Here is a 23968-nt window from a genome sequence, read left to right on the forward strand (position 1 = left end):
GTGGGGGAGATGGCGAAACGCGAACGCGTCGTACGCATGTCGGTCGAGCAGCCGCTCTGGCGTGCCCTGACCGCGTACCGGCTGCTGACCATGGTCTACGCGGTGCTGCTGTTCGCCTCGGCGTACCGGCAGTTCCCGCACCCCTGGCCCGCGGCCGGCTACCTCGCGGTCCTGGCCGTGTGGACGCTCGCGACCTTCCGCAAGGTCTCGAACGCGGCCAGCTGCACCAAGGGGTTCCTCGTCGCGGACCTCACCGTCGCGATCGTCGGGATCCTGCTGACGCCGATCGTCGACACCCACGAGCGGATCATCGGCGGCGGGCCCACCCTCCCCACCATCTGGACGGCCGGCGCCGTCCTCGGCTTCGCCATCAAGGGCGGCTGGCGCTGGGCCTGCTTCGCCTCCACCTTCGTGGCCATGGCCAACATCGTCATCCACAGCGGCCAGCCCACCCGGGACACCCTGCACAACGTCCTGCTGGTCTGGGTCGCCTCCGTGGCCATCGGCTACGTCGTCGAGGTCGCCCGGGCCAGCGAGAACACCCTCGCCCGCGCCCTGGAGATCGAGGCCGCCACCCGCGAGCGCGAGCGCCTCGCCCGCGACATCCACGACGGCGTCCTCCAGGTCCTGGCCATGGTCCAGCGCCGCGGCTCCGAACTGGGCGGCGAGGCCGAGGAGCTCGGCAGGATGGCGGGGGAGCAGGAGGTGGCGCTGCGCACGCTCGTCTCCAGCGGCCTGGTGCAGCCCTCCCGGGTCTCCCGCGACGAGTCGCGGGGCGCGCTGGTCGACTCGTACGAGGACGACGAGACCGGCGCGGACGACGGCGAACTGGACCTGCGCACGCTCCTCGCCCCGCACGCCGGGTCCCGGGTGAGCTTCGCCGAGCCGGGCACTCCGGTACCGCTGCCCGTGCCCGCCGCGAAGGAGCTGGCGGCCGCCGTCGGCGCCGCGCTCGACAACGTGCGCAAGCACGCCGGGGAAGGCGCCAGGGCCTGGATCCTGGTCGAGGACTGGGGCGACGAGGTGATAGTGACCGTCCGCGACGACGGCCCCGGCATCCCCGCGGGCCGCCTCGACCAGGCCGAGGGCGAGGGCCGGATGGGCGTGGCCCTCTCCATCCGCGGCCGGCTTCGCGACCTCGGCGGCAGCGCCGATCTGGTGTCCGTCCCCGGGCAGGGCACCGAAGTGGAACTGAAGGTACCCAGGGGCAGGACGGACAAGAAGTGAGCGAGCGAACCGACGTGAACAACCCGCAGCAGCCGCAGGAGAAGCGCGAGATCAGGGTGATGGTCGTCGACGACCACCCGATGTGGCGCGACGCCGTGGCCCGCGACCTGGCCGCCGCCGGCCTCGACGTGGTGGCCACCGCCGGCGACGGCCCCGAAGCGGTGCGCCGGGCCCGCGCGGTCACCCCCGACGTCCTGGTCCTCGACCTCAACCTGCCCGGCATGCCGGGGGTGCAGGTCTGCAAGGAGCTGGTCGGCGCCAACCCGGCGCTGCGGGTCCTGGTCCTGTCGGCCAGCGGCGAGCACGCGGACGTACTGGAGGCGGTGAAGTCAGGCGCGACCGGCTACCTGCTGAAGTCCGCGGGCGCCCAGGAGCTGATCGACGCCGTCCGCCGCACCGCCGCCGGGGACCCGGTCTTCACCCCGGGCCTGGCCGGGCTGGTGCTCGGCGAGTACCGGCGCCTGGCCACCGACCCGGTGCCGGCCGCCTCGGACGAGCCGAAGGCGCCGCAACTGACCGACCGCGAGACCGAGGTGCTGCGACTGGTGGCCAAGGGGCTCTCGTACAAGCAGATCGCGGAGCGGCTGGTCATCTCCCACCGCACCGTGCAGAACCACGTCCAGAACACCCTGGGCAAGCTGCAGTTGCACAACCGGGTGGAGCTCGTCCGGTACGCGATAGAGGCCGGTCTCGACGACGCGTGAGCACCGCTCACGCGGCCGCCGATCGTACTTACGTCCTCGTACGAGTGAACGGGCGTACGCAACGCCCCGCGATTCCACCGGAATTGACCCTCCAGATCCCTTGCTGTGACCTGCGTCACCACTAGCGTGACCGTCATGGCGAAGGGAGATGCAATGAAGGTCGGAGTGCTGACTGGTGGCGGCGACTGCCCCGGGCTCAACGCGGTGATCAGGGCCGTCGTCCGCAAGGGCGAGCAGGAGTACGGCTGCGGGTTCGTCGGGTTCAAGGACGGCTGGCGCGGCGCGGTCGAGGGGCGGACCGTCCCCCTCGACATCCCCGCCGTCCGCGGCATCCTGCCCCGCGGCGGCACCATCCTCGGATCCTCGCGCACCAACCCGTTCAAGACGGAGAACGGGGTGCGCGACATCAAGGAGAACCTGGCCAAGTACGAGGTGGACGCGCTCATCGCGATCGGCGGCGAGGACACCCTCGGGGTCGCCGCCCGCCTCCACGCGGAATACGGCATCCCCTGCGTGGGCGTGCCGAAGACCATCGACAACGACCTGTCGGCCACCGACTACACCTTCGGCTTCGACACCGCCGTCGGCATCGCGACCGAGGCCATCGACCGCCTGCACACCACGGCCGAATCGCACATGCGGGTCCTCGTCGTCGAGGTCATGGGCCGGCACGCCGGCTGGATCGCCCTGCACTCGGGGCTCGCCGGCGGGGCCAACGTCATCCTCATCCCGGAACAGCGCTTCGACGTCGACCAGGTGTGCGCCTGGGTGACCTCCCGCTTCAAGGCGAGCTACGCGCCGATCGTCGTGGTCGCGGAGGGAGCGATGCCCAAGGACGGCGACATGGTGCTGAAGGACGGCACCAAGGACTCCTTCGGGCACGTCCGGCTGTCGGGCGTCGGCGAGTGGCTGGCCAAGGAGATCGAGGCGCGCACCGGCAAGGAGGCCCGCACGACGGTGCTCGGGCACATCCAGCGCGGCGGCACCCCGAGCGCCTTCGACCGCTGGCTGGCGACCCGGTTCGGGCTGCACGCGATCGACGCCGTGCACGACAGGGACTTCGGGAAGATGGTCGCGCTGAAGGGGACGGACATCGTGCGCGTGCCGATCGCGGACGCGACGGCGAAGCTGAAGACGGTCGACCCCGCCCTCTACAAGGAGGTCGGCGTCTTCTTCGGCTGAGCCGCCGGGCGTTGGCACACCATGGGCCGTATCGTGACGAACGGCCCATGGTCCTACGTACTGGAGTGAACGTGGAAATCCTGGCGTTCGGCGTGCAGGCGGACGAGAAGCCCATGCTCGAAGCCGCGTTCGCGGGCCTGCACGAGGTGCGCTGCCTGGACGTCTTCCTCACCGAGGACACCGCCCCCATCGCCGCCGGGTACGAGGTCGTCTCCTCCAGCGTCAACGCCGACCTCAACGGGCGGGTGCTGCGGATCCTGGCCGCCGGCGGGACCCGGATGATCGCCCAGCGCTCCACCGGCTTCAACAACATCGACCTGGACGTCGCCCGGCAGCTCGGCCTGACGGTGAGCCGGGTCTCGTACTACTCCCCGTACTCCGTGGCCGAGTTCGCCTGGACCCTCGCCATGGCCGTCAACCGGCGCATCGTCCGGGCCGCGACCCGGACCAGGGACTTCGACTTCCGCCTGGACGGGCTGATGGGCCGCGACATGCACGCCCGCACGGTCGGGGTGCTCGGCACCGGCAAGATCGGCGAGGCGTTCACCCGCATCGCGCACGGCCACGGCATGCACCTGCTGGGCTGGGACGTCGTGCGCAACCCGGCCTGCGTCGAGCTCGGCATGAAGTACGTGGACAAGGAGGAGCTGTTCGCCTCCTCGGACCTGATCAGTCTGCACGTGCCGCTGCTGGGGTCCACGCGCCACCTCGTCGACGCGGCGGCGCTGCGGTTGATGAAGGACGACGCGATCCTGGTGAACTCCAGCCGCGGCGGCCTCATCGACACCGAGGCCCTGGTCGCGGAGCTCCGTGCCGGACGCTTCACGGGCGTCGGCCTGGACGTGTACGAGGCGGAGGCCGGGATCTTCTTCATGGACCGCTCCCTGGAGACCGTCGAGGACGACACCCTGGCCCGGCTGGTCACCTTCCCCCACGTCGTGGTGACCTCCCACCAGGCCTACTACACGACCGACGCGGTGAGCCAGATCATCGACACCACCGCCGCCAACGTGGCCGACTACCTCGCGGGCCGCCGCTCCGAGAACACCCTCGTCCCGGACCCGCCGCAGGCCCCGTAGCCCCCGGATTTCGGATCACGTTCACCTTCCGGTTCCCCGGTGGGGGCCGTCGCCGGGGCTACCCTCACGCTGTGGACATACCCGACTGGATGCGGTGGGCCTTCTGCGTCTTCGCCGCCGTGCAACTGATCTTCGTCTACCGCGGCGTCCAACTGCTGCGCCGGGCGGAGCCCGGCCGACGGACGGACCCCTGGCTGGCCGTCGCCGACGGCGCGGTGGGAGTGGTGATGTCCGTCGGGCTGGCGCTCGGCTCCTTCGACGTACTGGTGGGCGCGGGCGCGGTACTGCTCGCGATCGGGGCGTGCAAGGGGATCAGGGCCCTCCTCGCCCGCCGCGCGGCGAAGCCGGCCCCGGCGGCCGACGGGGGAGCCGTTCCCGCGGGGGAGTAGGGGAGAGCCCCCGGAGACCGGGCCGGGCCGGGCCGTGCCGGGCGTCGCCGCGTCGCCGCGTCGCCGCCCGGCAGCCGTCGGCCGCGACGGGCGGAAGGGGGAACGGCAGCCCGGATCTCAGGACGCCGAGCACCGCCGACTCGGCCCGCCCGGCCCCGGCGGCAGCGGCGCCCGGGCGGCGGCCGGTGCGCGGACGGCGGTCACCAGCTCGCGCAGCAGGTCCGCGCCGCGCAGGGTGAGGACCGACTCCGGGTGGAACTGGACCCCGGCGAAGCCCCCGGCCGGGGAGCGCACGGCGTGGACCTCCCCCGAGGACCGGTCCCGGGCCACCTCCACCCCCCGGGCGGCCAGCCCGGCGGCCAGGGCGTCGTCGCAGTGCGCGGTGTACGTGTTGTAGAAGCCGACCACCTCCTCGGCCCCGAACAGCTCGATCCGGGTCTGCGCGCCCTGCGCCGGCTCCGCCTTGCGGACCAGCGGCAGGCCCAGCTCGGCGGCGAGCAGCTCGTGCCCGAGGCACACCCCGAGCAGGCCGTGGCGGTGCCCGGCCAGCAGTTCGGCGGTCAGCCCGCGCAGCAGCAGCATCTTCGGATCGGCGGAGTCCGCCGGATTGCCCGGGCCGGGCCCCAGCACGATCGGCCCCTCCCAGGCGAGGGCCGCCGCCCGCAGGCCCGGCTCGTCGAAGCGCCGTACGGTCACCTCCAGCCCGGCCACCCGCAGCACGTGCGCCAGCATCGCCGTGAAGGTGTCCTCCCCGTCCACCACCAGCGCACGGCCCGCCGGAGCGGCCGGCCGCTCCTGCATCCGCAGCCAGAAGGGGGCCAGGTCGGCCCGCCGGGCGGTGAGGGCCGCCTGCACCCGCGGGTCGTCCGCCAACCGCGCCCCCGGGGCGGCCGGCCGGGGCGCCGCCGGTCGCACCCCGAGCGCCGCCAGCACCCCCGCCGCCTTCGCGTGCGTCTCCGCGACCTCGCCCGCCGGATCGGAGTGCCGCACCAGCGTGGCGCCCACCGGCACCCGCAGCCGCCCGTCCCGGGCGATGTCGGCCGTCCGGATGAGGATGGGGGAGTCGAGCGTCTGCGAACCCGCCGAGTCCAGGCCCAGCAGGGCCAGCGCCCCCGCGTAGTAGCCGCGCCCACCGCTCTCGTACCGCTCGATCACCCGGCAGGCGTTCTGCACCGGCGAGCCCGTCACCGTCGCCGCGAACATCGTCTCCCGCAGCACCTCCCGCACGTCCAGCGAGGAGCGTCCGCGCAGCTCGTATTCGGTGTGCGTGAGGTGCGACATCTCCTTGAGCCGCGGTCCGACGACCACCCCGCCCCGGTCCCCGACCGTGCACATCATCTTCAGTTCCTCGTCGACCACCATCGACAGCTCCTCGGTCTCCTTGCGGTCGCCGAGGAAGGCGAGGAGCGACTCGGCGGTCGGTCCGGTGGCCGGATGACGGTACGTTCCGCTGATCGGGTTCATCACGACCGTGCTGCCGGACATCCGCACGTGGACCTCGGGGCTGGCCCCGACCAGCGTGCGCTCGCCCGTATGGACGACGTACGTCCAGTACGCGCCCCGCTCGCCCTCCAGCAGCCGGCGGAACAGGGCCAGCGCGTCCGCCCGGCCGAAGCCGTCGATCCGGCCCTCGAACGTGCGCCGGATGACGAAGTTCGCGCCCTCGCCCCGGCCGATCTCGTCCCGGATCACCCGCTCCACCGTGTCCGCGTACGCCTCGTCGGAGACGTCGAAGCCGCCGTCCTCGACCCGCACCGCGTGCGCCGGCAGCGCGGCCAGCGCCTCGGCGAGGGGGATCTCGTGCACCTCCTCGGCGACCAGCGCGCTCAGCGGCGTGCCGTCGTCGCGCACGTCGAAGCCGCGCTCCCGGATCTGCCGGAAGGGCACGAGCACGAGCGTGGGCAGAGGACCGACGGGCAGGTCGGCTAGGTGCTCGGCCTCGTGGACCGCGCCGAGGAGCACCTCGACGGTGTCGTGGTCGCGGCCGGGGGTCTGCCGGCGCAGCAGGGCGAAGGGCGGGCAGGAGTCGTCGAGCAGCCGGCCCAGCGGGCCGGGTACGTCAGGGCGGTTCGGTCGGCTGGTGTCCATGGCGGAGCGTCCTTCCGTCGGGGGAGGAGCGGCTCTCGCTGCCGGCGCCGAGGCCGGGAACGCGGAAGGCCGCCCCTCGGGGCGGCCTTGGCGTCGTGCGTGTCTTCAGGTACGCGCAGGAAGCGGGCCGCCGGGAGCGGGCCACCACCAGTTCTGGTTCGTGTGCGCGTACACGCGGTCAACCATAGCCCAGACCGCCGCCGCGGCCCCGGTTCCGTCCCGGACCGCAGGCCGAACCATGGATTCCGTTCCGTTGGGCGTCCACGGCCTTCGAGAAATCCGTCTCACGTTGTGGGCGGGGGGCCGGATGCCACCCGTAACGCCGTAATGTGTACGAGGTGACCGTGAACGCTGAAATCCAAGCCCCCGCCGTCAAGGCGACCTGGCGAGACCTTCCCGCGGCGCAGCAGCCTTCGTACCCCGATGCCGAGGCTCTGCGCGCTGTCGTCGCGGACCTCGAGTCGTATCCTCCGCTCGTTTTCGCGGGCGAGTGCGACCAGCTGCGTGCCCGTCTGGGAGCCGTCGCCAAGGGCGAGGCGTTCCTGCTCCAGGGTGGCGACTGCGCCGAGGCCTTCGACGGTGTCTCCGCTGACCACATCCGAGCCAAGCTCAAGACGCTGCTCCAGATGAGTGCCGTCCTGACGTACGCGGCCTCCGTGCCGGTCGTCAAGGTCGGCCGCATCGCCGGCCAGTACTCCAAGCCGCGCTCCAAGGACACCGAGACCCGCGACGGCGTCACCCTGCCGACCTACCGCGGCGACTCCGTCAACGGCTTCGCCTTCACCGAAGAGGCCCGCGTCCCGGACCCCGAGCGGCTGAAGCGCATGTACAACGCCTCCGCCTCCACGCTCAACCTGGTGCGCGCCTTCACCACCGGTGGTTACGCCGACCTGCGCCAGGTGCACGCCTGGAACCAGGACTTCGTGAAGTCCTCCCCGTCCGGTCAGCGGTACGAGCAGCTGGCCCGGGAGATCGACAACGCGCTCAACTTCATGAAGGCCTGTGGCACCGACCCGGCCGAGTTCAAGGCGGTCGAGTTCTACGCCTCCCACGAGGCGCTGCTGCTCGACTACGAGGGTGCGCTGACCCGCACCGACTCGCGCACCGGCAAGCTGTACGACACCTCCGGCCACATGGTCTGGATCGGTGAGCGCACCCGCCAGCTGGACCACGCGCACATCGAGTTCTGCTCGCAGATCGCCAACCCGATCGGCATCAAGCTCGGCCCCACCACCACGGTGGACGAGGCGCTGACGTACATCGACCGCCTGGACCCGGACCGCGAGCCGGGCCGGCTGACCTTCGTCGTCCGCATGGGCGCCGACAAGGTCCGCGAGAAGCTCCCCGAGCTGGTCGAGAAGGTCACCGCCTCCGGCGCGATCGTCGCCTGGGTCACCGACCCGATGCACGGCAACACCTTCGAGGCGGCCTCGGGCCACAAGACGCGCCGTTTCGACGACGTGCTCGACGAGGTCAAGGGCTTCTTCGAGGTCCACAAGGGCCTCGGCACCCACCCGGGCGGCATCCACGTCGAGCTCACCGGTGACGACGTCACCGAGTGCGTGGGCGGCGGCGACGAGATCTTCGTCGACGACCTGCACCAGCGCTACGAGACGGCCTGCGACCCGCGGCTCAACCGAAGCCAGTCGCTGGACCTGGCGTTCCTGGTCGCGGAGCTCTACCGCGACTAGTCGTCGAGATCAGTAGGTGCGTTCCTACGACTGTGGGGCGCGGATCGATGTGATCCGCGCCCCACTGTCGTACCCGGGGCTTTTAGGCCACCCTAACTTTGGGTACGGTTAGGTAAGCCTCACCGAATAGGGGATGGCTCGCCGCACCACTCAGCGCCAGGAGGTGAACCGCGTGTACGTCTGCTCTTGCTTCGGGATCACCGACAAGCAGGTCAAGGAACACGCGGCTGCCGGGGCCTGCACGCCCCGCCAGATCGCCTCGGCCACCAAGGCCGGCACCGACTGCGGCTCCTGCGTGCGCACCATCCAGGGCATCCTCGGCCGCGGGGCATGCCCGCGCAGGGAGCTGCTGGAGAAGGGCGACGCGGTGTCCGTGCTCGCCGCCGACGCGCAGCCGGCACGCTCGCCCGAGCTGGCGGAAGCGGCCTAGAAACCGGCCCGGGGCCGGCCTGGAGCAGATCTGCGGAGGGTCAGCTCGGCTGCTCGATGAGCTGCGCGATGTAGAGCGCCTCGCCCAGGGACTCGATGAGCTCCAGCTGGGTGTCGAGGTAGTCGATGTGGTGCTCCTCGTCCTCCAGGATGTCCTCGAAGAGCCGCGCCGACGTGATGTCGCCCTTCCCGCGCATGACCTCGATGCCCCGCTTCAGCCGGTCGATGGCCTCGACCTCGACCTGGCGGTCCGCCTGGAACATCTCGGTGATCGTCTGCCCGACGCGCACGTGGAAAAGACGCTGGTAGTTCGGCAGACCGTCGAGCATCAGGATGCGCTCGGTGATCTTGTCCGCGTGCTTCATCTCGTCGATGGACTCTTCACGCGTGTACTTGGCGAGCTTGGTCCAGCCCTTGTTGTCCTGGATGCGGTAGTGCAGCCAGTACTGGTTGATGGCCGTCAGCTCGCCGGTCAGCTGCTCGTTCAGAAACTCAAGGACCTCGGGGTCGCCCTGCATCGCAGAGGCTCCTTCCAGGCAATGTCAGCTATGTGACGGGGCAGTTGCGCGCATCCTTGCACCGCCACTGAGGGCCGTCCAGTAAGTGCCTCCTTAGTGGGAGTTGCCGTGACTTGCCCGAATCGGACCAGACCTGGTCATGACCACCCTGCCCGGTCTGTCACCATGGAGTCATGGGTCAGCCGGAAAGCCGGGAATCTCCGGGAGCAGAGCAGCTGGAGCTTCCACCGGGGCAGCGGCTGCAGAAGGGCTGGCCCGTCACCCACTACGGTCCCGTGCCCAAGTTCAAGCCGGACCGCTGGGAGTTCCGCGTCTTCGGCGCGACCGCCGACGGCGACAAGCACTGCTGGAACCACGAGGAGTTCACGGCCCTGCCGTTCGCCTCCGTCGTGGCGGACCTGCACTGCGTCACGAAGTTCAGCATGCAGGGCGCCGAATGGGGCGGTGTGCTCGCCCGCGAGGTGCTGGCCCTGGCGCCGCCCGCGCCGCAGGTCACGCACGTGATGGTGTGGGCCGAGTACGGCTTCAGCTCCAACCTGCGGCTGGCCGACTTCGCCTCCGACCGGACCGTCTTCGCCACCCATGAGGGCGGCGAACTGCTCACCGCCGAGCACGGTTTCCCGGTCCGGCTCGTGGTCCCGCACCTGTACGCCTGGAAGGGCCCCAAGTGGGTCCGCGGCATCGAGTACATGACCGCCGACCGCCGCGGCTTCTGGGAGGAGCGCGGCTACCACAACGTCGGCGACCCCTGGCGCGAGCAGCGCTACTCGTACCAGGAGGAGCCGGGCGAGGGCCCCGAACTCTAGGGAGCCCCGGGGGTGCCCCGAGGGTGCCTTCGTTCAATGGTGGTACTGGTGGACGACCGCGTGACCCCTGCCGCGGCCGATCATCCACTTGTTGACCGGGGTCGTGATCACGAAGGCGGCCGCCAGGGCGATCGCCAGGACGATCCAGAACATCGGGTCCGAGAGGTGCGCGTCCATCGCGCCCGGCCACAGTGCGATCACCCCGTTGTCGATCAGTTCCATGACGGCGATCGAAAGGGTGTCCGCGGCGAGGGCCACCCGGACGGCCGTACGCAGACCGACGCCCGAGGCGAGGATCCCGCGCAGGGTGAGCGCGTAGCCGAAGAAGAACGCGAGGACGATCGCCAGGACCATCGTCGGGACGTTCCCCCAGCCGAGCGCGGTGCCGATGACCATGCCGAGCACCTCGCCGATGGCGCATCCCGTGAGGCAGTGGAGGGTGGCCCGGGCGGCCGTCGCCCAGCTGACCCTGCCGGCGCCGCCGTGTCCGTGCGCCTGCCCGTGGTCGTGCCCGTGCTCGTGGTCGTGCCCGTGCTCGTGGTCGTGCCCCTCGTGCATCTGCTCCATGACAACCCCTGGTGGGAAAAGCCGGGTAGCGGTCCGTCGACTTGACCGAACCGTATACCCCCCTGGGGTATTCCCCAAGGATCAGTGGATCACTGGGGGCCGCGCAGCTCCTTCAGCAGCGCCACGTCCGCCGCATGCCCCTCCTTGCCGCCGGGCGTCTCGATGATCAGCGGTACGCCGTCCATCGCCGGGTGCGTGCACAGCTCGGCGAAGGCGTCCCGGCCGATGTGCCCCCGGCCGATGTTCGCGTGCCGGTCCTTGTGCGCGCCCACACCCTCCTTGGAGTCGTTCGCGTGGACCAGCTTCAGCCGGCCCTCGCCCACGGTGTCCACCAGCAGGTCCAGCGTCACCTTCGTTCCGCCCGGCTCCGCCAGGTCGTGGCCGGCCGCGAAGATGTGGCAGGTGTCCAGGCAGATCCCCAGCTTCGGATGGTGGTCCAGCGCGTCGAAGTACGGGCCGAAGTCCTCGGCGAGCGAGCACAGCGAGGAGCCCTGCCCCGCCGTCGACTCCAGCAGCAGGAACGGGTCGTCGTCATGCGTCAGCTCGTCCAGCAGCGGCAGCATGTGCTCCCTGACCTGCGCGTACGCCACCTCCCGCGGGCGGCCGCCGGTCGCCGAGCCGGTGTGGACTACCACCCCGAGCGCGCCGATCCGCCGAGCCCGGCGCAGCGAGTGGCGCAGGGACTCCACCGACTTCTCCACGGTGGCCGCGGTGTGCGAGCCGAAGTTGATCAGATAGGGCGCGTGCACGTACGCGGGGATGTCCTCCCGCGCGCACTCCTCGCGGAACCGCTCGTCCTGCGCCGGATTGCCGACCGGGGTGGCCCAGCCGCGCGGATTGGCGACGAAGACCTGGACGGCCTCGGCGCCCATCTCCCTGGCGTACGTCAGCCCGACCGAGGCGAGACCGCCCGCGACGGGGACGTGTCCGCCCACTGGATTGCGTACCACGTGCGTCTACAGCCCCTTGATCCGGATGGTGATCGTGAGGCCCTCGGCGGCGGTCTGCCCCGGCAGCACCGACTGCGCGTCCACGGTCTTGCTGAAGGTGATCAGCGGCCGGTCCACCTTCACCTTGAAGCCGGCGGCCTCCAGGGTCCTGCGGGCGTCGTCCACGTCCTGGCCGACCACGTTCGGGACCGGCAGCTGGCGCGGACCCTTGGACACGGTCAGCGTGATCGTGTCCCCGGCCGCCGCCTGGGTGCCGGCTCCGATCGACTGGTTGGCGACCGTACCCGGATCCGACGGCGCGTTGACCTGCTCGGGAGCCGTCACGACCTTGAGGCCCAGACCCTCCAGCGTGCCCTTCGCCTGCTCGAACGGCAGACCCGTCACACCCGGCACCGGCACCGGCCGGCCCTTGCTGACGACGAACGCGACCGCCGTGTCGGGCGCCCGCTTCTCGCCGCCCGCCGGATTGGTGCTGATCACCGAGCCCTGGGCGACGTCCTGGCTGAAGGCCTGCGTGACGACCCCGGGGGCCAGCCCGGTCCTGGCCAGCTCCTGCTTGGCCTCCTCCAGGGGCCTGCCCTTCAGGTTGGGAACGGACACGACCTCGGGGCCGCGGGAGATCGTGATGAGCACCGCGCCGTTGCCGCGGATCCGCCGGCCGCCCGGTGGATCGGTGTTCATCACCGTCCCGCGCTCGAAGGCGTCGCTGAACTTCCGGTCGACCCCCTTCACGCCGAGACCGGCTTCGGACAGCTGGGTGCGGGCCTGCTCCTCGGTCTTGCCGAGGAGGCTGGGGACCTTGGTGAACTGGCCGGAGTTGATGTACCAGACGCCCGTACCGATGCCCAGGGCCAGCAGCACGCCGACGACCACAAGCAGCACGCCGCGGCGCGGCCGCCCGGCGGGTGCCGCCCGGCGCCCGGGCGGAGCGGGCGGGTCCAGCGGCGGGGTCTCGAACCGCGAGGTGAGGTTCACGGGCTGCGCGGCCACCGGGCGCGGGATCACGCCGGTGCGGTCCTCGGTGGACGACCGCTCCACGGCGCGCGCCTGCGGCGGTACGGCGTCCAGCTCGACGTCCGTGAGCTCGGCGCGGGCCTCGCGGGTGAGGCCGAAGAGGGCGGCGGCGTCGTAGGGGCGCAGGTCGGGGTTGCGGGCCGTGGCGGACGCCACGAGCCCGTCGAGGCCGACGGGCAGCCCGGGCACCGCGGCGGACGGGGGCGGGACGTCCTCGTGCAGGTGCTGGTAGAGCACCTGCGCGGGGGTGGCGCCGACGTGGGGCTTGGAGCCCGTGAGCATCTCGTAGAGGACGACACCGCAGGCGTAGACGTCCACGCGGGTGTCGGCGACGCCGTTCTCGATCTGTTCGGGAGCCAGGTAGGAGACGGTGCCGAGGACCGAGCCGGTGGTGTTGGTCACCGAGTCCACGGACCGGACCAGCCCGAAGTCCGCGACCTTGACCCTGCCGTCGTCGCCGATCAGGACGTTCTCGGGCTTCATGTCGCGGTGCACGAAGCCGGCCCGGTGGGCGGCGCCGAGGGCGGCGAGGACCGGTTCGAGGATGTCGAGGGCCGCCCGCGGCTGGAGCGCGCCGCGTTCGCGCAGCACGTCGCGCAGGGTGCAGCCGGAGACGTACTCCATCGCCAGGTAGACGTACGGCCCGTCCGTGCCCTGGTCGAACACGGCGACCACGTTGGGGTGCGCGAGGCGCGCCACGGACTTCGCCTCGCGGATGAACCGGTCGACGAAGGCGGCGTCGGACGCGAGCGCCGGATGCATCACCTTCAGGGCGAGGATCCGGTCCAGGCGGGTGTCGACGGCCCGGTAGACCGTGGCCATGCCGCCGGCCGCGATGCGGGCATCGATGCGGTAGCGGTCGTCGAGCACGCGCCCGACGAGGGGGTCTTCCAGGGTCGTATCCACCCGCCGATTCTACGAGCCGACGCAGGTACACCGGCGGGGGCGGGTCTCGTTGCAGCGCAGCTGTGACGTGGGGAGGGGGCGGGGCGGGGCCTCCGCCCCCTCGGCTCCCCCGCGCTGACCCGGCGGTTGCCCACCCGCCCAAACCGGCCGTGACCAGCACGGTCGGGGGCGCAAGGCCCGGCGGCGGGGCGGGGGAGGGGGGTTTTGGGGCGGTGGTGACGGGAGGTGCGGCGGGGGTCCGGGAAAGCGGAATTCTCGACGGACGGGAGCGAAGGGAAAGGGGCCCCGGGAAGCGGAATCCGAGCATTCGGTAGTCAGTGACGCGTATGGGGGTTTCCCGTCAGTCCCATCGTCTCTCCGGTTCGTGCCGGTCCCTCAAGGGCGCTCCCTTCGGTCGCGTCGCTTCGCGATGTCGCTGCGCTCCACCCTTGACCGCCCGTCCCGCCCCGGAAATCCGAAAGACTGCCGGGAAGCCCCCAAAGGAACGGGCCGGTCTCAGATTTCAGGGACGGGGCGTCGGAGGGGCCCGGGCGGGAGCCCGGAGCGCCCCAAATCGCTACGCGCTCCTGTCGGAAGGCGTCAGCCAGCCTCTTGGGCTGGACATAGGCCGCCTCAGATCGCTACGCGCTCCTGTCGGAAGGCGTCTGCGAGCCGTCAAGGGTCGGACATAGGCCGCCATCGATCGCTACGCGCTTCTCCGAGACCGCGTCCGCCCCTTGTTCGGGGCTGGGAGGGGCGGATTTGGGGGGCGGGAGGGCGATCCATCGGCTGAGCCGATGCCAACCCCCATCAAGGCCGAGGTGAGGTCCCAGCCGCCCGCCCAAACAGGGGCGATTGGGGCAATCCGTCGGCTCTCCGAGGCCTCCCCCCACCTACACCTGGATTGGCATCGCCTCAGCCGTCATCTGGCGCTTCTCCTCCCCCCAACCGCCCTCGGACGCCCTCCATGGGGAGCAAATTAGGCCTCTGCGGCTTATGGCCAGCCCCAGACGGTCTGCGGACGCGTGATCGAGGAGCGCGTAGCGATCGATGGCGGCTTATGTCCAGCCCCTGACAGCTCGCAGACGCCGTCCTGGCGAAGCGCGTAGCGATCCGAGGCGGCCTATGTCCGGCCCAAGAGGCTCGCAGACGCTTAAACGGCAGGAGCGCGTAGCGATTTGGGGCGCTCCTGGCTCCTGCCCGGGCCTCTCCGACGCCCTGATGGTCTCTTGTCGCCCGGCCCGTTCCTTTGGGGGGTTCCCGGCAGTCTTTCGGATTTCCGGGGCGGGACGGTCGGTCAAGGGTGGCCGAAGGCCATCGCGAAGCGACGCGACCGAAGGGAGCGCCCTTGAGGGACCGGCACGAACCGGAGAGACGATGGGACTGACGGGAAACCCCCAAGATAGCTCTGATGCCGCCCCGCGCAGACCCCGCTACCCACACACCAACCCGCGCCTTCCGACCCACCCCGCCGCCCCACCCCACCCCCACCACCCCGCGCACGTCGGACCCCGTCCCTCCCTCAGAACGCCGGGCGCTCCGGGTCCAGGGTCGCGCGGCCTTCCGTGGGGGAGGAGGCTTCGGCGAAGCGGCGTTGGGGGATGCGGCCCGCCCGGAAGGCGAGGCGGCCCGCCGAGACGGCGTCCCGCATGGCGGACGCCATCAGGACCGGCTCCTGGGCCCGGGTCACGGCCGAGGCCAGCATCACCGCCGCGCAGCCCAGTTCCATCGCCAGGGCGGCGTCGGAGGCCGTGCCCGCGCCCGCGTCGAGGATCACCGGGACCGAGGCCCGTTCCGTGATGAGCTCGAAGTTGTGCGGATTGCGGATGCCCATGCCGGACCCGATGGGTGAGCCGAGCGGCATGATCGCCGCGCAGCCCACGTCCTCCAGCTTGCGCGCGAGCACCGGGTCGTCGTTGGTGTACGGGAGGACGGTGAAGCCCTCGTCCACCAGGATCTCGGCGGCGTCCAGCAGTTCGACGCCGTCGGGCAGGAGGGTCCGTTCGTCCGCGACCACCTCCAGCTTGATCCAGTCGGTGCCGAGGGCCTCCCGCGCGAGCCGGGCCGTGAGGACGGCCTCGCCCGCGGTGAAGCAGCCGGCCGTGTTCGGCAGGACCGAGATGCCGAGCTTGGTGAGGACGGAGAGGACGGAGCCCTGCACCGTCGGGTCGAGGCGGCGCATGGCCACGGTGGTGAGCTCGGTGCCGGACGCGACCAGGGCGCGTTCCAGTACGTCCAGGCTCGGGGCGCCGCCCGTGCCCATGATCAGGCGGGAGGAGAAGGTCCGGTCGCCCAGGGTGAAGAGGTCGTCGGCCATGCCGGTCAGCCTCCCTGGACCGCGGTGAGGATCTCCACGCGGTCGCCGTCGCCCACGTGGGTGGCCGGCCACTGCCCGCGGGGGACGACGGTCTCGTTGAGTGCGGCGGCCACCCCGGAGGGGGCCGCGGTCAGGGTGGCGACGACGGTGTCGAGCGTGGTGCCGGCCGCGACCTCGCGCGGCTCGCCGTTGACGGAGATGGTCATGCGTACGACTCCTGACGTGCGGCGGAGAAGCGGCGGGGGGTGAAGGGGCGCGCGATCTCGGGCATTTCGCCGGTGACCAGCAGCTCGGCCAGCACCTCGCCGGTGAGCGGGGTCAGCAGCACCCCGTTGCGGTAGTGCCCGGTGGCCATGTGCAGGCCGGGCAGGTCGGTGGGGCCCAGCAGCGGGGCGTTGTCGGGTGATCCGGGGCGCAGTCCCGCCCGGGTCTCGGTCAGCGGGAGTTCGGTGATGCCGGGGACCAGTTCGTGGGCGTCGCGCAGGAGTTCGTAGACCCCGCCCGCGGTGACGGTGGTGTCCCAGCCGAGTTCCTCGCTGGTGGCGCCGATGACGAGTTCGCCGTTCTCGCGGGGCACGAGGTAGACGTGGCTGCCGCGCACGACCGCCCGTACGGTGCGGGAGAGGAACGGCGCGTAGGCGGGGGGTACGGCGAGCCGCAGCACCTGCCCCTTGACGGGCCGTACGGGGGGCAGCACATCGGCGGGCACGCCCGCCAGCCTGCCGCTGAGCGAGCCCGCGGCGAGGACCACCTGGTCGGCGCGCAGTTCCGTGCCGTCGTCGAGGAGGGCGCCGGTCGCCCGGTCGGCGGTGGTGAGCAGCTGCTCGGCGGCCGCGCGGTGGATGCCCACTCCGGCGCCTTCGCAGGCGGCGAGCAGGGCGGCGGCGAGCCGGCGCGGGTCGACCTGGTGGTCGCCGTCGACGCGCAGGCCGCCGCGTACGCCGGGGGCGAGCATGGGTTCCAGGCGGCGGCACTCGCGGCCGGTGAGCCATGCGGGGTCCAGGCCGCAGCGGCGCTGGAGGGCGTGCAGTTCGCGCAGGTGGAGGCGGTCGTCGGCATCGAGGGCGACGGCGAGGGTGCCGCAGGCGCGGTAGCCGATGTCCATGCCGCCGCTCGCTTCCGCGAGCTCGGCGGCGAACCGCGGATAGCGTTCGGCGGAGGCGAGGCCGAGGCCGAGGAGGGCTTCCTCGCCGTAGTGGAGTTCGGTGACGGGGGCGAGCATGCCGGCCGCGACCTGGGCGGCGCCGCCGCCGGGTGCCGGGTCGGCGAGTACGGTGCGCAGCCCGCGCTCCGCGGCCCGCCAGGCGGTGACCAGGCCGATGATCCCGCCTCCGACGACGAGGACGTCGGATCCCCGGTCGGTTCCCTTCCGAGATGAGTGCATGGGCGTCCAGCCCCTCCCTTCGCCGGCATGACCCGGATCAGGTTCGTACGGTCGGAGGCCGGCCAGCCTCCCTCTCAGCCCGGTGCGCCGGACTCCCGCGATAGGTACGGTGGCCAGACTATCCCGGCGGTGGACGGCGGGTAAGGCGGCACCTATTCCTGACGGAGCGTCAGATGATTAGGGTGGCGGCGTGAGCGAGCAGACGGAACAGAATCAGCGCGGCGTCGTGATCGTCGGCGCCGGAATGGCCGGGGTGCAGACCGCGGTCGCCCTGCGCGAACAGGGCTTCACGGGCCCCGTGACCCTGCTGGGAGCCGAACCCCACCAGCCCTACGACCGGCCCCCGCTGTCCAAGGCGGTGCTCCTCGGCAAGGCCGAGGACTCCGCCTTCGACGTGGACTTCGAAGGCCTGGGCATCGAGCTCCGGCTCGGGACGGAGGTCACCGGGCTGCGGGCCGCCGACCACGAACTGGACACCGAGGCGGGGCCGGTCCCGTACGAGGTCCTCGTCCTGGCGACCGGCGCGCAGCCGCTGACCCTGCCCGGCGCCGAGGGCGTCCCGGGCGTGCACCTGCTGCGCACGCTGGACGACGCCGCGCGGCTGCGCCCGGTCCTGGCGGCAGCGTCCCGGGTCGTGGTCGTCGGTGCGGGCTGGATCGGGGCGGAGTTCGCCACCGCCGCCCGGGAGGCCGGCTGCGCGGTGACCGTCGTCGAGGCGGCGGACCGGGTGCTGGCGGGCGCCCTGCCCGCCGAGGTCGCCGAGCCGATGGCGCGCTGGTACGGGCAGGCCGGCGCCGAGCTGGTCACCGGCGCGCAGGTGGCCGGCGTCGAGGAGGGGCGGGTCCTCCTGGCGGACGGGCGCGCCCTGCCCGCCGACGCGGTGGTCGTGGGGATCGGCGCACGGCCCGCCACCGGATGGCTCGCCGGGTCCGGCGTGGAACGCGGCGCCGACGGCTCGGTCACCGCCGACGCGCACCTGCTGACCTCCCTTCCGGGGGTGTACGCGGTCGGCGACTGCGCCTCCTTCCCGTCCGGGCGGTACGGGGCGCGGCTGCTCGTGCACCACTGGGACAACGCGCTCCAGGGGCCGAGGGCGGTCGCGGCGAACGTCCTGGCCGGGGAGCCCACCACGGTCTACGACCCGGTGCCGTACTTCTGGTCCGAGCAGTTCGGGCGCTTCGTGCAGTACGCCGGCCACCACGGCGGGGCCGACGCCCTGGTGTGGCGCGGCGACCCGGCCGAGGAGACCTGGTCGGTGTGCTGGCTGCGCGACGGGGCCCTGGCCGCGGTCCTCGCGGTCGGCCGCCCCCGCGACCTGGCGCAGGGCCGCAAGCTGATCGAGACGGGCGTCCCGGTGGACCCGGCCAAGGTCGCCGACCCGGGCACCCCGCTGAAATCGGCCACCGCGTAGCCGGCGGTCCGGGCGGTCCGTACGGCGGCGCGCCACGGACGGTCCGCCCGGGTACCGGCTGTCGGTGGGAGGTGGCAGGCTTGGCCTGTGACCGAGATTGACGCAAAGATCGATTCCCTCGTCCCCGACTGGCTCTACCTCCCCGACATCGCGGAGATGCTCGACGTCGAGGTGACGAGGGTCCGCCAGATGGTCAAGGAAGGGCAGCTCATCGCCGTGCGCCGGGGCGAGAACCGGGCCCTGCAGGTTCCGGCCCCCTTCATCGACGGCGACAAGGTGGTCAAGGGCCTCGTCGGCCTGCTGACCGTCCTGCGCGACGACGGCTTCTCCGACGAGGAGATCCTGGAGTGGCTCTTCACCGCCGACCCGACCCTGCCCGGCACCCCCGCCCAGGCGCTGAGCGAGAATCGCGGCACGGAGGTGAAGCGCCGCGCTCAGGCGCTCGCCCTCTGACCTGATCCGCAGTAGCTCCACCGCGGTGTACGGGCCCCGCGCCCGTACACCGCCTCCATCACGGGGGGAACACCCATGCAGCTGTCCGACGCCCGGCTCTACCTGTGCACGGACGCCCGCAAGCGCCAGGGTGACCTCCCCGAGTTCCTCGACGCCGTCCTGGCCGGGGGCGTGGACATCGTCCAGCTCCGCGACAAGGGCATGGAGGCGGGCGAGGAACTCGAACACCTCCAGGTGTTCGCCGAGGCTGCGCGCCGCCACGGCAAACTGCTCGCGGTGAACGACCGCGCCGACGTCGCCCACGCCATCGGCTCCGACGTCCTGCACCTCGGACAGGGCGACATCCCCGTCCCCGCGGCCCGCGCCATCCTCGGCCGGCAGGTGCTCATCGGCCGCTCCTGCCACGCGGAGGACGAGGTCGCCGCGGCCGCCGCCGAACCGGGCGTGGACTACTTCTGCACCGGGCCCTGCTGGCCCACCCCCACCAAGCCCGGCCGCCACGCCCCCGGCCTGGACCTGGTCCGCTACGCGGCCTCCCTGGAGCAGGACCGGCCCTGGTTCGCCATCGGCGGCATCGACGCCGCGAACCTGGACGAGGTGCTCGACGCCGGCGCCACCCGCGTCGTGGTCGTCCGCGCGCTCACCGAGGCCCCCGACCCCGGTGCCGCCGCCGCGGACCTCGCCAAGCGGATCCGGGCCCGCCTCGGCTGAGCCCCGGCCCGACGGGCAGGTCCCGTCCGCCCGGACAGCCGGTGGCATTCCGCGCCGCCATAACCCGTACAAGCCCCTTCCGGCCAGAGGCGCGGCCACAGGTGTCCAAAAACGTGTCCAAAAGGTGGACGCCGCTTCGGGGAGCGCCGGGGCGCGTCTAACCTGCCCACATGGCCTCTGGTACCGCTTCCACCTGGTCGGACCGCGCACACACGGTCCGCGACCTCCTCGCGTCCGGGCGCTCGTACTCCTTCGAGTTCTGGGCCCCGAAGACCGAGAAGGGCGAACGCAACCTCTGGAACGCCCTCCGCCGGGTCGAGGCGGTATCCCCGAGCTTCGTCTCCGTGACCTACGGAGCCGGCGGCTCCACCCGCGGCGGCACCGTCAAGGCCACCCAGGAGATCGCGGCGGACACCACGCTGACCCCGGTCGCGCACCTGACCGCCGTGGACCACTCCATCGCCGAGCTGCGCCACGTCATCGGCCAGTTCGCCGACGCCGGGATCCGCAACATGCTCGCCCTGCGCGGAGACCCGCCGGGCGACCCGATGGCCGATTGGGTGGCCCACCCCGAGGGCGTGCACTACGCGGCCGACCTGGTGCGGCTGCTCAAGGAGTCCGGGGACTTCTGCGTCGGTGTCGCGGCCTTCCCCGAGATGCACCCGCGCTCGACCGACTGGGATACGGACATCCGGCACTTCGTGGACAAGTGCCGCGCGGGCGCCGACTATGCGATCACCCAGATGTTCTTCGATCCCGAGAATTATCTGCGGCTGCGCGACAGCGTCGAGAAGGCGGGCTGCGACACCCCGATCATCCCCGAGGTCATGCCTGTTGTGGGCATCAAGCAGCTCGACCGGCTGCCCCAGCTGAGCACCGCGGTCTTCCCCGCGGACGTGAAAGAGCGCATGCTCGCCGTCAAGGACGACCCGGCCGCTGTACGCTCCATTGGCATCGAGTTCGCCACGGAGTTCTGCGCGCGGCTGCTGTCCGAAGGTGTACCGGGACTGCACTTCATCACGCTGAACAATTCCACGGCGACTCTCGAGATCTACGAGAACCTGGGCCTGCACCAGCGGGCTTGACCGGCCGTACCCGTGTGACGGCCGTACCGAGAGGGGCCTTGCATGGGTATGACGGTCCTCTACATCGCGTTCGGAATCGTCGCGTTGTGGCTGCTTGCCGAGGTACTGATGCAGTACAAGGCCCGGCTCCGCTGGCGCCTGCTCGCCTTCGCCGGCTTCCTCGGCGTGGTCGCCGGCGTGATACTCCCCTCGGTGCCGGTCATCGGCGCCGGCGCGGCCGCGTTCGCCGTGGGCCAGACCCTGGTCACGCTCTCCTTCCGCAAGGGCTTCGTCGCCGGCTGGGCGCTGCGCCGCGGCGGGGAGCCCGTACGGCAGGCCAGACGCCGCAGAGGAGGGACCTCCGCGCCGGAGCCGGCGCTCCAGGTCACCGCCCTCGAGTACGGCGACGCTGACGGGGCCCCGGACGAGCGGCCGTTCCAGGCCCCGGCCGAAGAGGTCTACAGCCCGCAGCCCGTGCCCGAGGAGACCGGGTCCTACGGCATACAGAGTTTCGCGACGCCGGCCCCCGAGGTCGACCAGACGGCCGCCTTCGCCTCGCCGTTCACCACCGCCGAGCAGGACGCCCACCAGTACGCGGCGTACTACGACCAGCACAACCAGGGCGGTTACGACTACTCCGGCGGCTACCCGACGGGCGACCAGCAGCAGGTCTACGCCGCCTACTCGGACCCGTACATCGGCACCGGCGGCGCCGTCGTCCCGCCCCAGCCGTACGACTACGCCCCCTACGCCGACTACGGCCAGCAGCAGTACTCCACGGACACCCCGCCCGGCGGCGTCTGGGTCCCGCAGCAGCGGTCCACCGACGGGGCGGGCCAGTCCTACCCGGCGGACGGGCAGGGCGAGCCGCCGCAGCAGTACCCGTACCCGCAGCAGGGCGAGTACGAGCAGTACCGCTACTGAGCCGGCCGGGGCCGCGGCCGGGTCACTGGGAGCCGCGGAAGCCCGCGCCCTCCACGATCAGTCCGGCCACCAGGGCCCCGGTCATCCCGGCGTGCGCGAGCCCGCCGCCGGGATGCGCCCAGCCGCCCGCCAGGTACAGCCCGGGCACGCCCGTGGCGTTCGCCGGGTAGAGCAGCCGGCCCCCCGCACCCGCGAGAGCGGGCGGGGGCACCGCGCCGCCCAGCGCGCCGGTCGCCGCCTCGACGTCGGCCGGGGTGCGCACCTCCTGCCACAACAGCCGCTCCTGCAGGCCCTGTACGGCCTTCTCCGCGAGGTTCAGCAGCTCCCCGGGCTCCGAGGTCCCCGGGCCGTGCACGGCGCTCACGGTGACCGCCTCGTGCTCCGCGTCGGGACGCGTGGCGGGATCGTCCGGCCGCATGACGGAGACCTGCACCCCGGCCGAGTGCACGAGGGTGCGGTGGACGGTTCCCGCGGGGCGGGCGCCGCGCAGCGCGAGCAGCAGGGTGATCCGGCCGGGCACGCCGTCGCCGCGGGCCGGTACCGCCCCGGCGGGCCACGGCAGCGAGCCGGCCGGCAGCCGCCGCGGGTCGATCCCGCAGACGACGGAGTCGGCGGCCGCCTCCGTGCCGTCGGCCAGCAGCAGCCCGGCCGCCCGGCCGCCCCGGACCAGCACCTCCCGCACCTGCGCCCCGAAGACGAAGGCGACCTTCCGCTCCAGGCAGCGCTCGTACACCGCGGTGGCCAGCGCCCGCATCCCGCCGCGCACGTACCAGCTGCCGAAGGTCTGCTCCATGTACGGGAGCACGGCGGCCGAGCCGGGAGCGGTGGCGGGGTCGAGGCCGTAGCCGCGGACCACGCCGGTCAGCACCTCCGAGAGGGGACCGCCCAGCTCCCGCCCGGCGACTTCGGCGAGGGTCGGGCTGCGGCGGCGGAGCAGACCGCTGCGCCGCAGGGCCGGGTACGGGTCGCCGCCGAGCGTCTGCCGGGCGCCGTCCCGCAGGGGTTCTTCCAGCAGCGGGCGGCGGGTGGCGTCCCAGACGTCCCGGGCACGGGCCAGCACGGCGTTCCAGCGCTCGCCGGCGCCCTGGCCGAAGGCGCCGTCGAGGGCGGCGGCGACACCGCCGTGCGAGGCGCCGGGGAGGGTGACGTCGATGCCGTGGCCGGGCAGGACGTGCCGCACGGCCGGGTTCACCTGCGCCATGTCGACGCAGTCCGCCAGGGGCCGCTTGCCGGTCTTCACGAAGAGGTCGCGGTAGACGGCGGGCAGGTGCAGCAGTCCGGGCCCGGTGTCGAAGGCGAAGCCGTCGCGCTCGTACCGGCCCACGGCCCCGCCGTAGGTCGCGCCACGCTCGTACACCGTCACCTGGTGCCCCGCCACGGCCAGCCGGGCCGCCGTCGCCATCGCGCCCATGCCGGCGCCGATCACCGCAATTCGTGCCATGCGGCCGAGCCTATGACCCGGTGCGGGCGCCCGCGCTCAGCGGGGTGGCGCCCCGGTGACCTCGCGGGCCTCGACGGCCAGCCGCTTCTCCTCGCGACGCTGGGCGCGGCGGCGCAGGAAGCGGCGGATCCGGCTCCAGAGGAAGGCCACAATGGCCAGTCCGACGACCAGCAGGGAGGCCGCGATGATCGCGGCGGGGACGGGGTAGAAGATCGCGAAGGTGACGAGGCCCGCCACGCCGAGGTCCTCGGCGATGCTCATCGCCACGTTGCTGAACGGCTCGGGCGAGGTGTTGATCGCCATCCGGGTGCCGGCCTTCACGAAATGGCTGGCCAGCGCCGTGGTGCCGCCGACCGCCCCGGCGGTGATGTCGGAGAGCGAGCCGCTCTGCCCGGCCAGCAGGGCGCCGATCACCGCACCCGCCACCGGGCGGATCACGGTGTGGACGCCGTCCCATATCGAGTCGACGTACGGGATCTTGTCGGCGACGGCCTCGCAGAGGAAGAGCACTGCGGCGACGATCAGCACGTCCGTGCGCTGCAGCGACGCGGGGACCTCGTCGGTCAGGCCGGTACGGCCGAAGATGCCGAGCAGGAGGACCACGGCGTAGGCGTTGATCCCGCTGGCCCAGCCGCTGGTGAAGACCAGGGGGAGCACACTCATCGGATCATCATGCCGTACGGGGCCACCCGCGGGCCGGAGGTAGGCGCAGAACAGTGAGGGGACGGCCGCAC

Annotated in this window: 23 protein-coding genes and 1 riboswitch; of the genes, 13 read left to right on the forward strand and 10 right to left on the reverse strand. The window is 72.3% G+C overall.

What is annotated here, in order from left to right; all coding sequences use genetic code 11:
- Positions 1-9 precede the first annotated feature (9 nt).
- From macS to OHA91_RS27145, 5 genes are all read left to right on the forward strand, one after another.
- Positions 10-1227, forward strand: coding sequence for a MacS family sensor histidine kinase (gene macS, locus OHA91_RS27125; protein WP_328740196.1), 1218 nt, complete (start codon positions 10-12; stop codon positions 1225-1227).
- A 59-nt stretch (positions 1228-1286) separates the two neighbouring features.
- A complete protein-coding gene (locus OHA91_RS27130; RefSeq protein ID WP_051893308.1) occupies positions 1287-1931 on the forward strand; it encodes a response regulator in 645 nt (214 codons plus the stop codon).
- 153 nt (positions 1932-2084) lie between these two features.
- Positions 2085-3113 carry a 6-phosphofructokinase gene (locus OHA91_RS27135; RefSeq protein WP_031153037.1) on the forward strand — a complete coding sequence of 343 codons (1029 nt, stop codon included), beginning with the start codon at positions 2085-2087 and terminating at the stop codon, positions 3111-3113.
- 71 nt (positions 3114-3184) lie between these two features.
- A complete protein-coding gene (locus tag OHA91_RS27140; RefSeq protein WP_031153035.1) occupies positions 3185-4192 on the forward strand; it encodes a 2-hydroxyacid dehydrogenase in 1008 nt (335 codons plus the stop codon).
- Between the two features lie 71 nt (positions 4193-4263).
- On the forward strand, positions 4264-4581 hold the full coding sequence (locus OHA91_RS27145; RefSeq protein ID WP_031153033.1) for a hypothetical protein: 318 nt from the start codon (positions 4264-4266) through the stop codon (positions 4579-4581).
- Positions 4582-4698: 117 nt separating this feature from the next.
- On the opposite strand, the gene OHA91_RS27150 is transcribed toward OHA91_RS27145, so the two are convergent.
- Complete coding sequence (locus OHA91_RS27150; RefSeq protein WP_328740197.1) at positions 4699-6669, reverse strand: anthranilate synthase family protein; 1971 nt, start codon at positions 6667-6669, stop codon at positions 4699-4701.
- 329 nt (positions 6670-6998) lie between these two features.
- Here OHA91_RS27150 and OHA91_RS27155 point away from each other — a divergent pair, with 329 nt between their 5' ends.
- Both OHA91_RS27155 and OHA91_RS27160 read left to right on the forward strand, forming a co-directional pair.
- Positions 6999-8360, forward strand: coding sequence for a class II 3-deoxy-7-phosphoheptulonate synthase (locus OHA91_RS27155; RefSeq protein WP_381620537.1), 1362 nt, complete (start codon positions 6999-7001; stop codon positions 8358-8360).
- 163 nt (positions 8361-8523) lie between these two features.
- Entirely contained in the window at positions 8524-8790 is a 267-nt protein-coding gene (locus OHA91_RS27160; protein ID WP_031153028.1) for a (2Fe-2S)-binding protein, read from the forward strand.
- 40 nt (positions 8791-8830) lie between these two features.
- On the opposite strand, the gene bfr is transcribed toward OHA91_RS27160, so the two are convergent.
- The gene (bfr, locus tag OHA91_RS27165) at positions 8831-9307 is read right to left on the reverse strand and encodes a bacterioferritin (protein ID WP_031153026.1); all 477 of its coding nucleotides are present in this window, start codon (positions 9305-9307) and stop codon (positions 8831-8833) included.
- A 173-nt stretch (positions 9308-9480) separates the two neighbouring features.
- Between bfr and OHA91_RS27170 the strand changes: the two genes are divergently transcribed.
- Complete coding sequence (locus OHA91_RS27170; protein WP_031153024.1) at positions 9481-10113, forward strand: sulfite oxidase-like oxidoreductase; 633 nt, start codon at positions 9481-9483, stop codon at positions 10111-10113.
- Positions 10114-10146: 33 nt separating this feature from the next.
- Here the strand turns inward: OHA91_RS27170 and OHA91_RS27175 are convergent, their stop codons facing one another.
- From OHA91_RS27175 to thiO, 6 genes are all read right to left on the reverse strand, one after another.
- Entirely contained in the window at positions 10147-10680 is a 534-nt protein-coding gene (locus OHA91_RS27175) for a DUF4396 domain-containing protein (protein WP_328740198.1), read from the reverse strand.
- 89 nt (positions 10681-10769) lie between these two features.
- Positions 10770-11630, reverse strand: coding sequence for a deoxyribonuclease IV (locus OHA91_RS27180; protein WP_031153020.1), 861 nt, complete (start codon positions 11628-11630; stop codon positions 10770-10772).
- Between the two features lie 6 nt (positions 11631-11636).
- Complete coding sequence (pknB, locus tag OHA91_RS27185; RefSeq protein ID WP_328740199.1) at positions 11637-13550, reverse strand: Stk1 family PASTA domain-containing Ser/Thr kinase; 1914 nt, start codon at positions 13548-13550, stop codon at positions 11637-11639.
- A gap of 1501 nt (positions 13551-15051) precedes the next feature.
- Positions 15052-15846 carry a thiazole synthase gene (locus OHA91_RS27190; RefSeq protein WP_031149521.1) on the reverse strand — a complete coding sequence of 265 codons (795 nt, stop codon included), beginning with the start codon at positions 15844-15846 and terminating at the stop codon, positions 15052-15054.
- A 5-nt stretch (positions 15847-15851) separates the two neighbouring features.
- Positions 15852-16052: a sulfur carrier protein ThiS gene (gene thiS, locus OHA91_RS27195; RefSeq protein ID WP_031149519.1), complete on the reverse strand. Its 201-nt coding sequence runs from the start codon at positions 16050-16052 to the stop codon at positions 15852-15854.
- On the reverse strand, positions 16049-17230 hold the full coding sequence (gene thiO / locus OHA91_RS27200) for a glycine oxidase ThiO (RefSeq protein ID WP_031149517.1): 1182 nt from the start codon (positions 17228-17230) through the stop codon (positions 16049-16051). Before thiO ends, thiS begins: the two co-directional genes overlap by 4 nt.
- Positions 17228-17339, reverse strand: a riboswitch (TPP riboswitch). (Overlaps the previous gene by 3 nt.)
- Positions 17340-17420: 81 nt before the next feature.
- On the opposite strand from thiO, the gene OHA91_RS27205 reads away from it, so the two are divergent.
- From OHA91_RS27205 to OHA91_RS27225, 5 genes are all read left to right on the forward strand, one after another.
- A complete protein-coding gene (locus tag OHA91_RS27205; protein WP_266502016.1) occupies positions 17421-18641 on the forward strand; it encodes an NAD(P)/FAD-dependent oxidoreductase in 1221 nt (406 codons plus the stop codon).
- An 87-nt stretch (positions 18642-18728) separates the two neighbouring features.
- Positions 18729-19094 carry an Rv2175c family DNA-binding protein gene (locus OHA91_RS27210; protein WP_030663974.1) on the forward strand — a complete coding sequence of 122 codons (366 nt, stop codon included), beginning with the start codon at positions 18729-18731 and terminating at the stop codon, positions 19092-19094.
- Positions 19095-19169: 75 nt separating this feature from the next.
- Positions 19170-19805 carry a thiamine phosphate synthase gene (gene thiE, locus OHA91_RS27215; protein ID WP_031149512.1) on the forward strand — a complete coding sequence of 212 codons (636 nt, stop codon included), beginning with the start codon at positions 19170-19172 and terminating at the stop codon, positions 19803-19805.
- Between the two features lie 170 nt (positions 19806-19975).
- Positions 19976-20890, forward strand: coding sequence for a methylenetetrahydrofolate reductase [NAD(P)H] (metF, locus tag OHA91_RS27220; protein ID WP_030663980.1), 915 nt, complete (start codon positions 19976-19978; stop codon positions 20888-20890).
- A gap of 42 nt (positions 20891-20932) precedes the next feature.
- Entirely contained in the window at positions 20933-21793 is an 861-nt protein-coding gene (locus tag OHA91_RS27225; protein WP_031149507.1) for a chromosomal replication initiator protein DnaA, read from the forward strand.
- Between the two features lie 22 nt (positions 21794-21815).
- On the opposite strand, the gene OHA91_RS27230 is transcribed toward OHA91_RS27225, so the two are convergent.
- Both OHA91_RS27230 and OHA91_RS27235 read right to left on the reverse strand, forming a co-directional pair.
- Positions 21816-23234 carry a phytoene desaturase family protein gene (locus OHA91_RS27230; protein ID WP_078959215.1) on the reverse strand — a complete coding sequence of 473 codons (1419 nt, stop codon included), beginning with the start codon at positions 23232-23234 and terminating at the stop codon, positions 21816-21818.
- Positions 23235-23270: 36 nt separating this feature from the next.
- A complete protein-coding gene (locus OHA91_RS27235) occupies positions 23271-23897 on the reverse strand; it encodes a DUF4126 domain-containing protein (protein ID WP_031149503.1) in 627 nt (208 codons plus the stop codon).
- Positions 23898-23968: the final 71 nt, after the last annotated feature.

Origin of the sequence: Streptomyces erythrochromogenes (assembly GCF_036170895.1) — a bacterium.
GTDB lineage: Bacteria > Actinomycetota > Actinomycetes > Streptomycetales > Streptomycetaceae > Streptomyces > Streptomyces erythrochromogenes.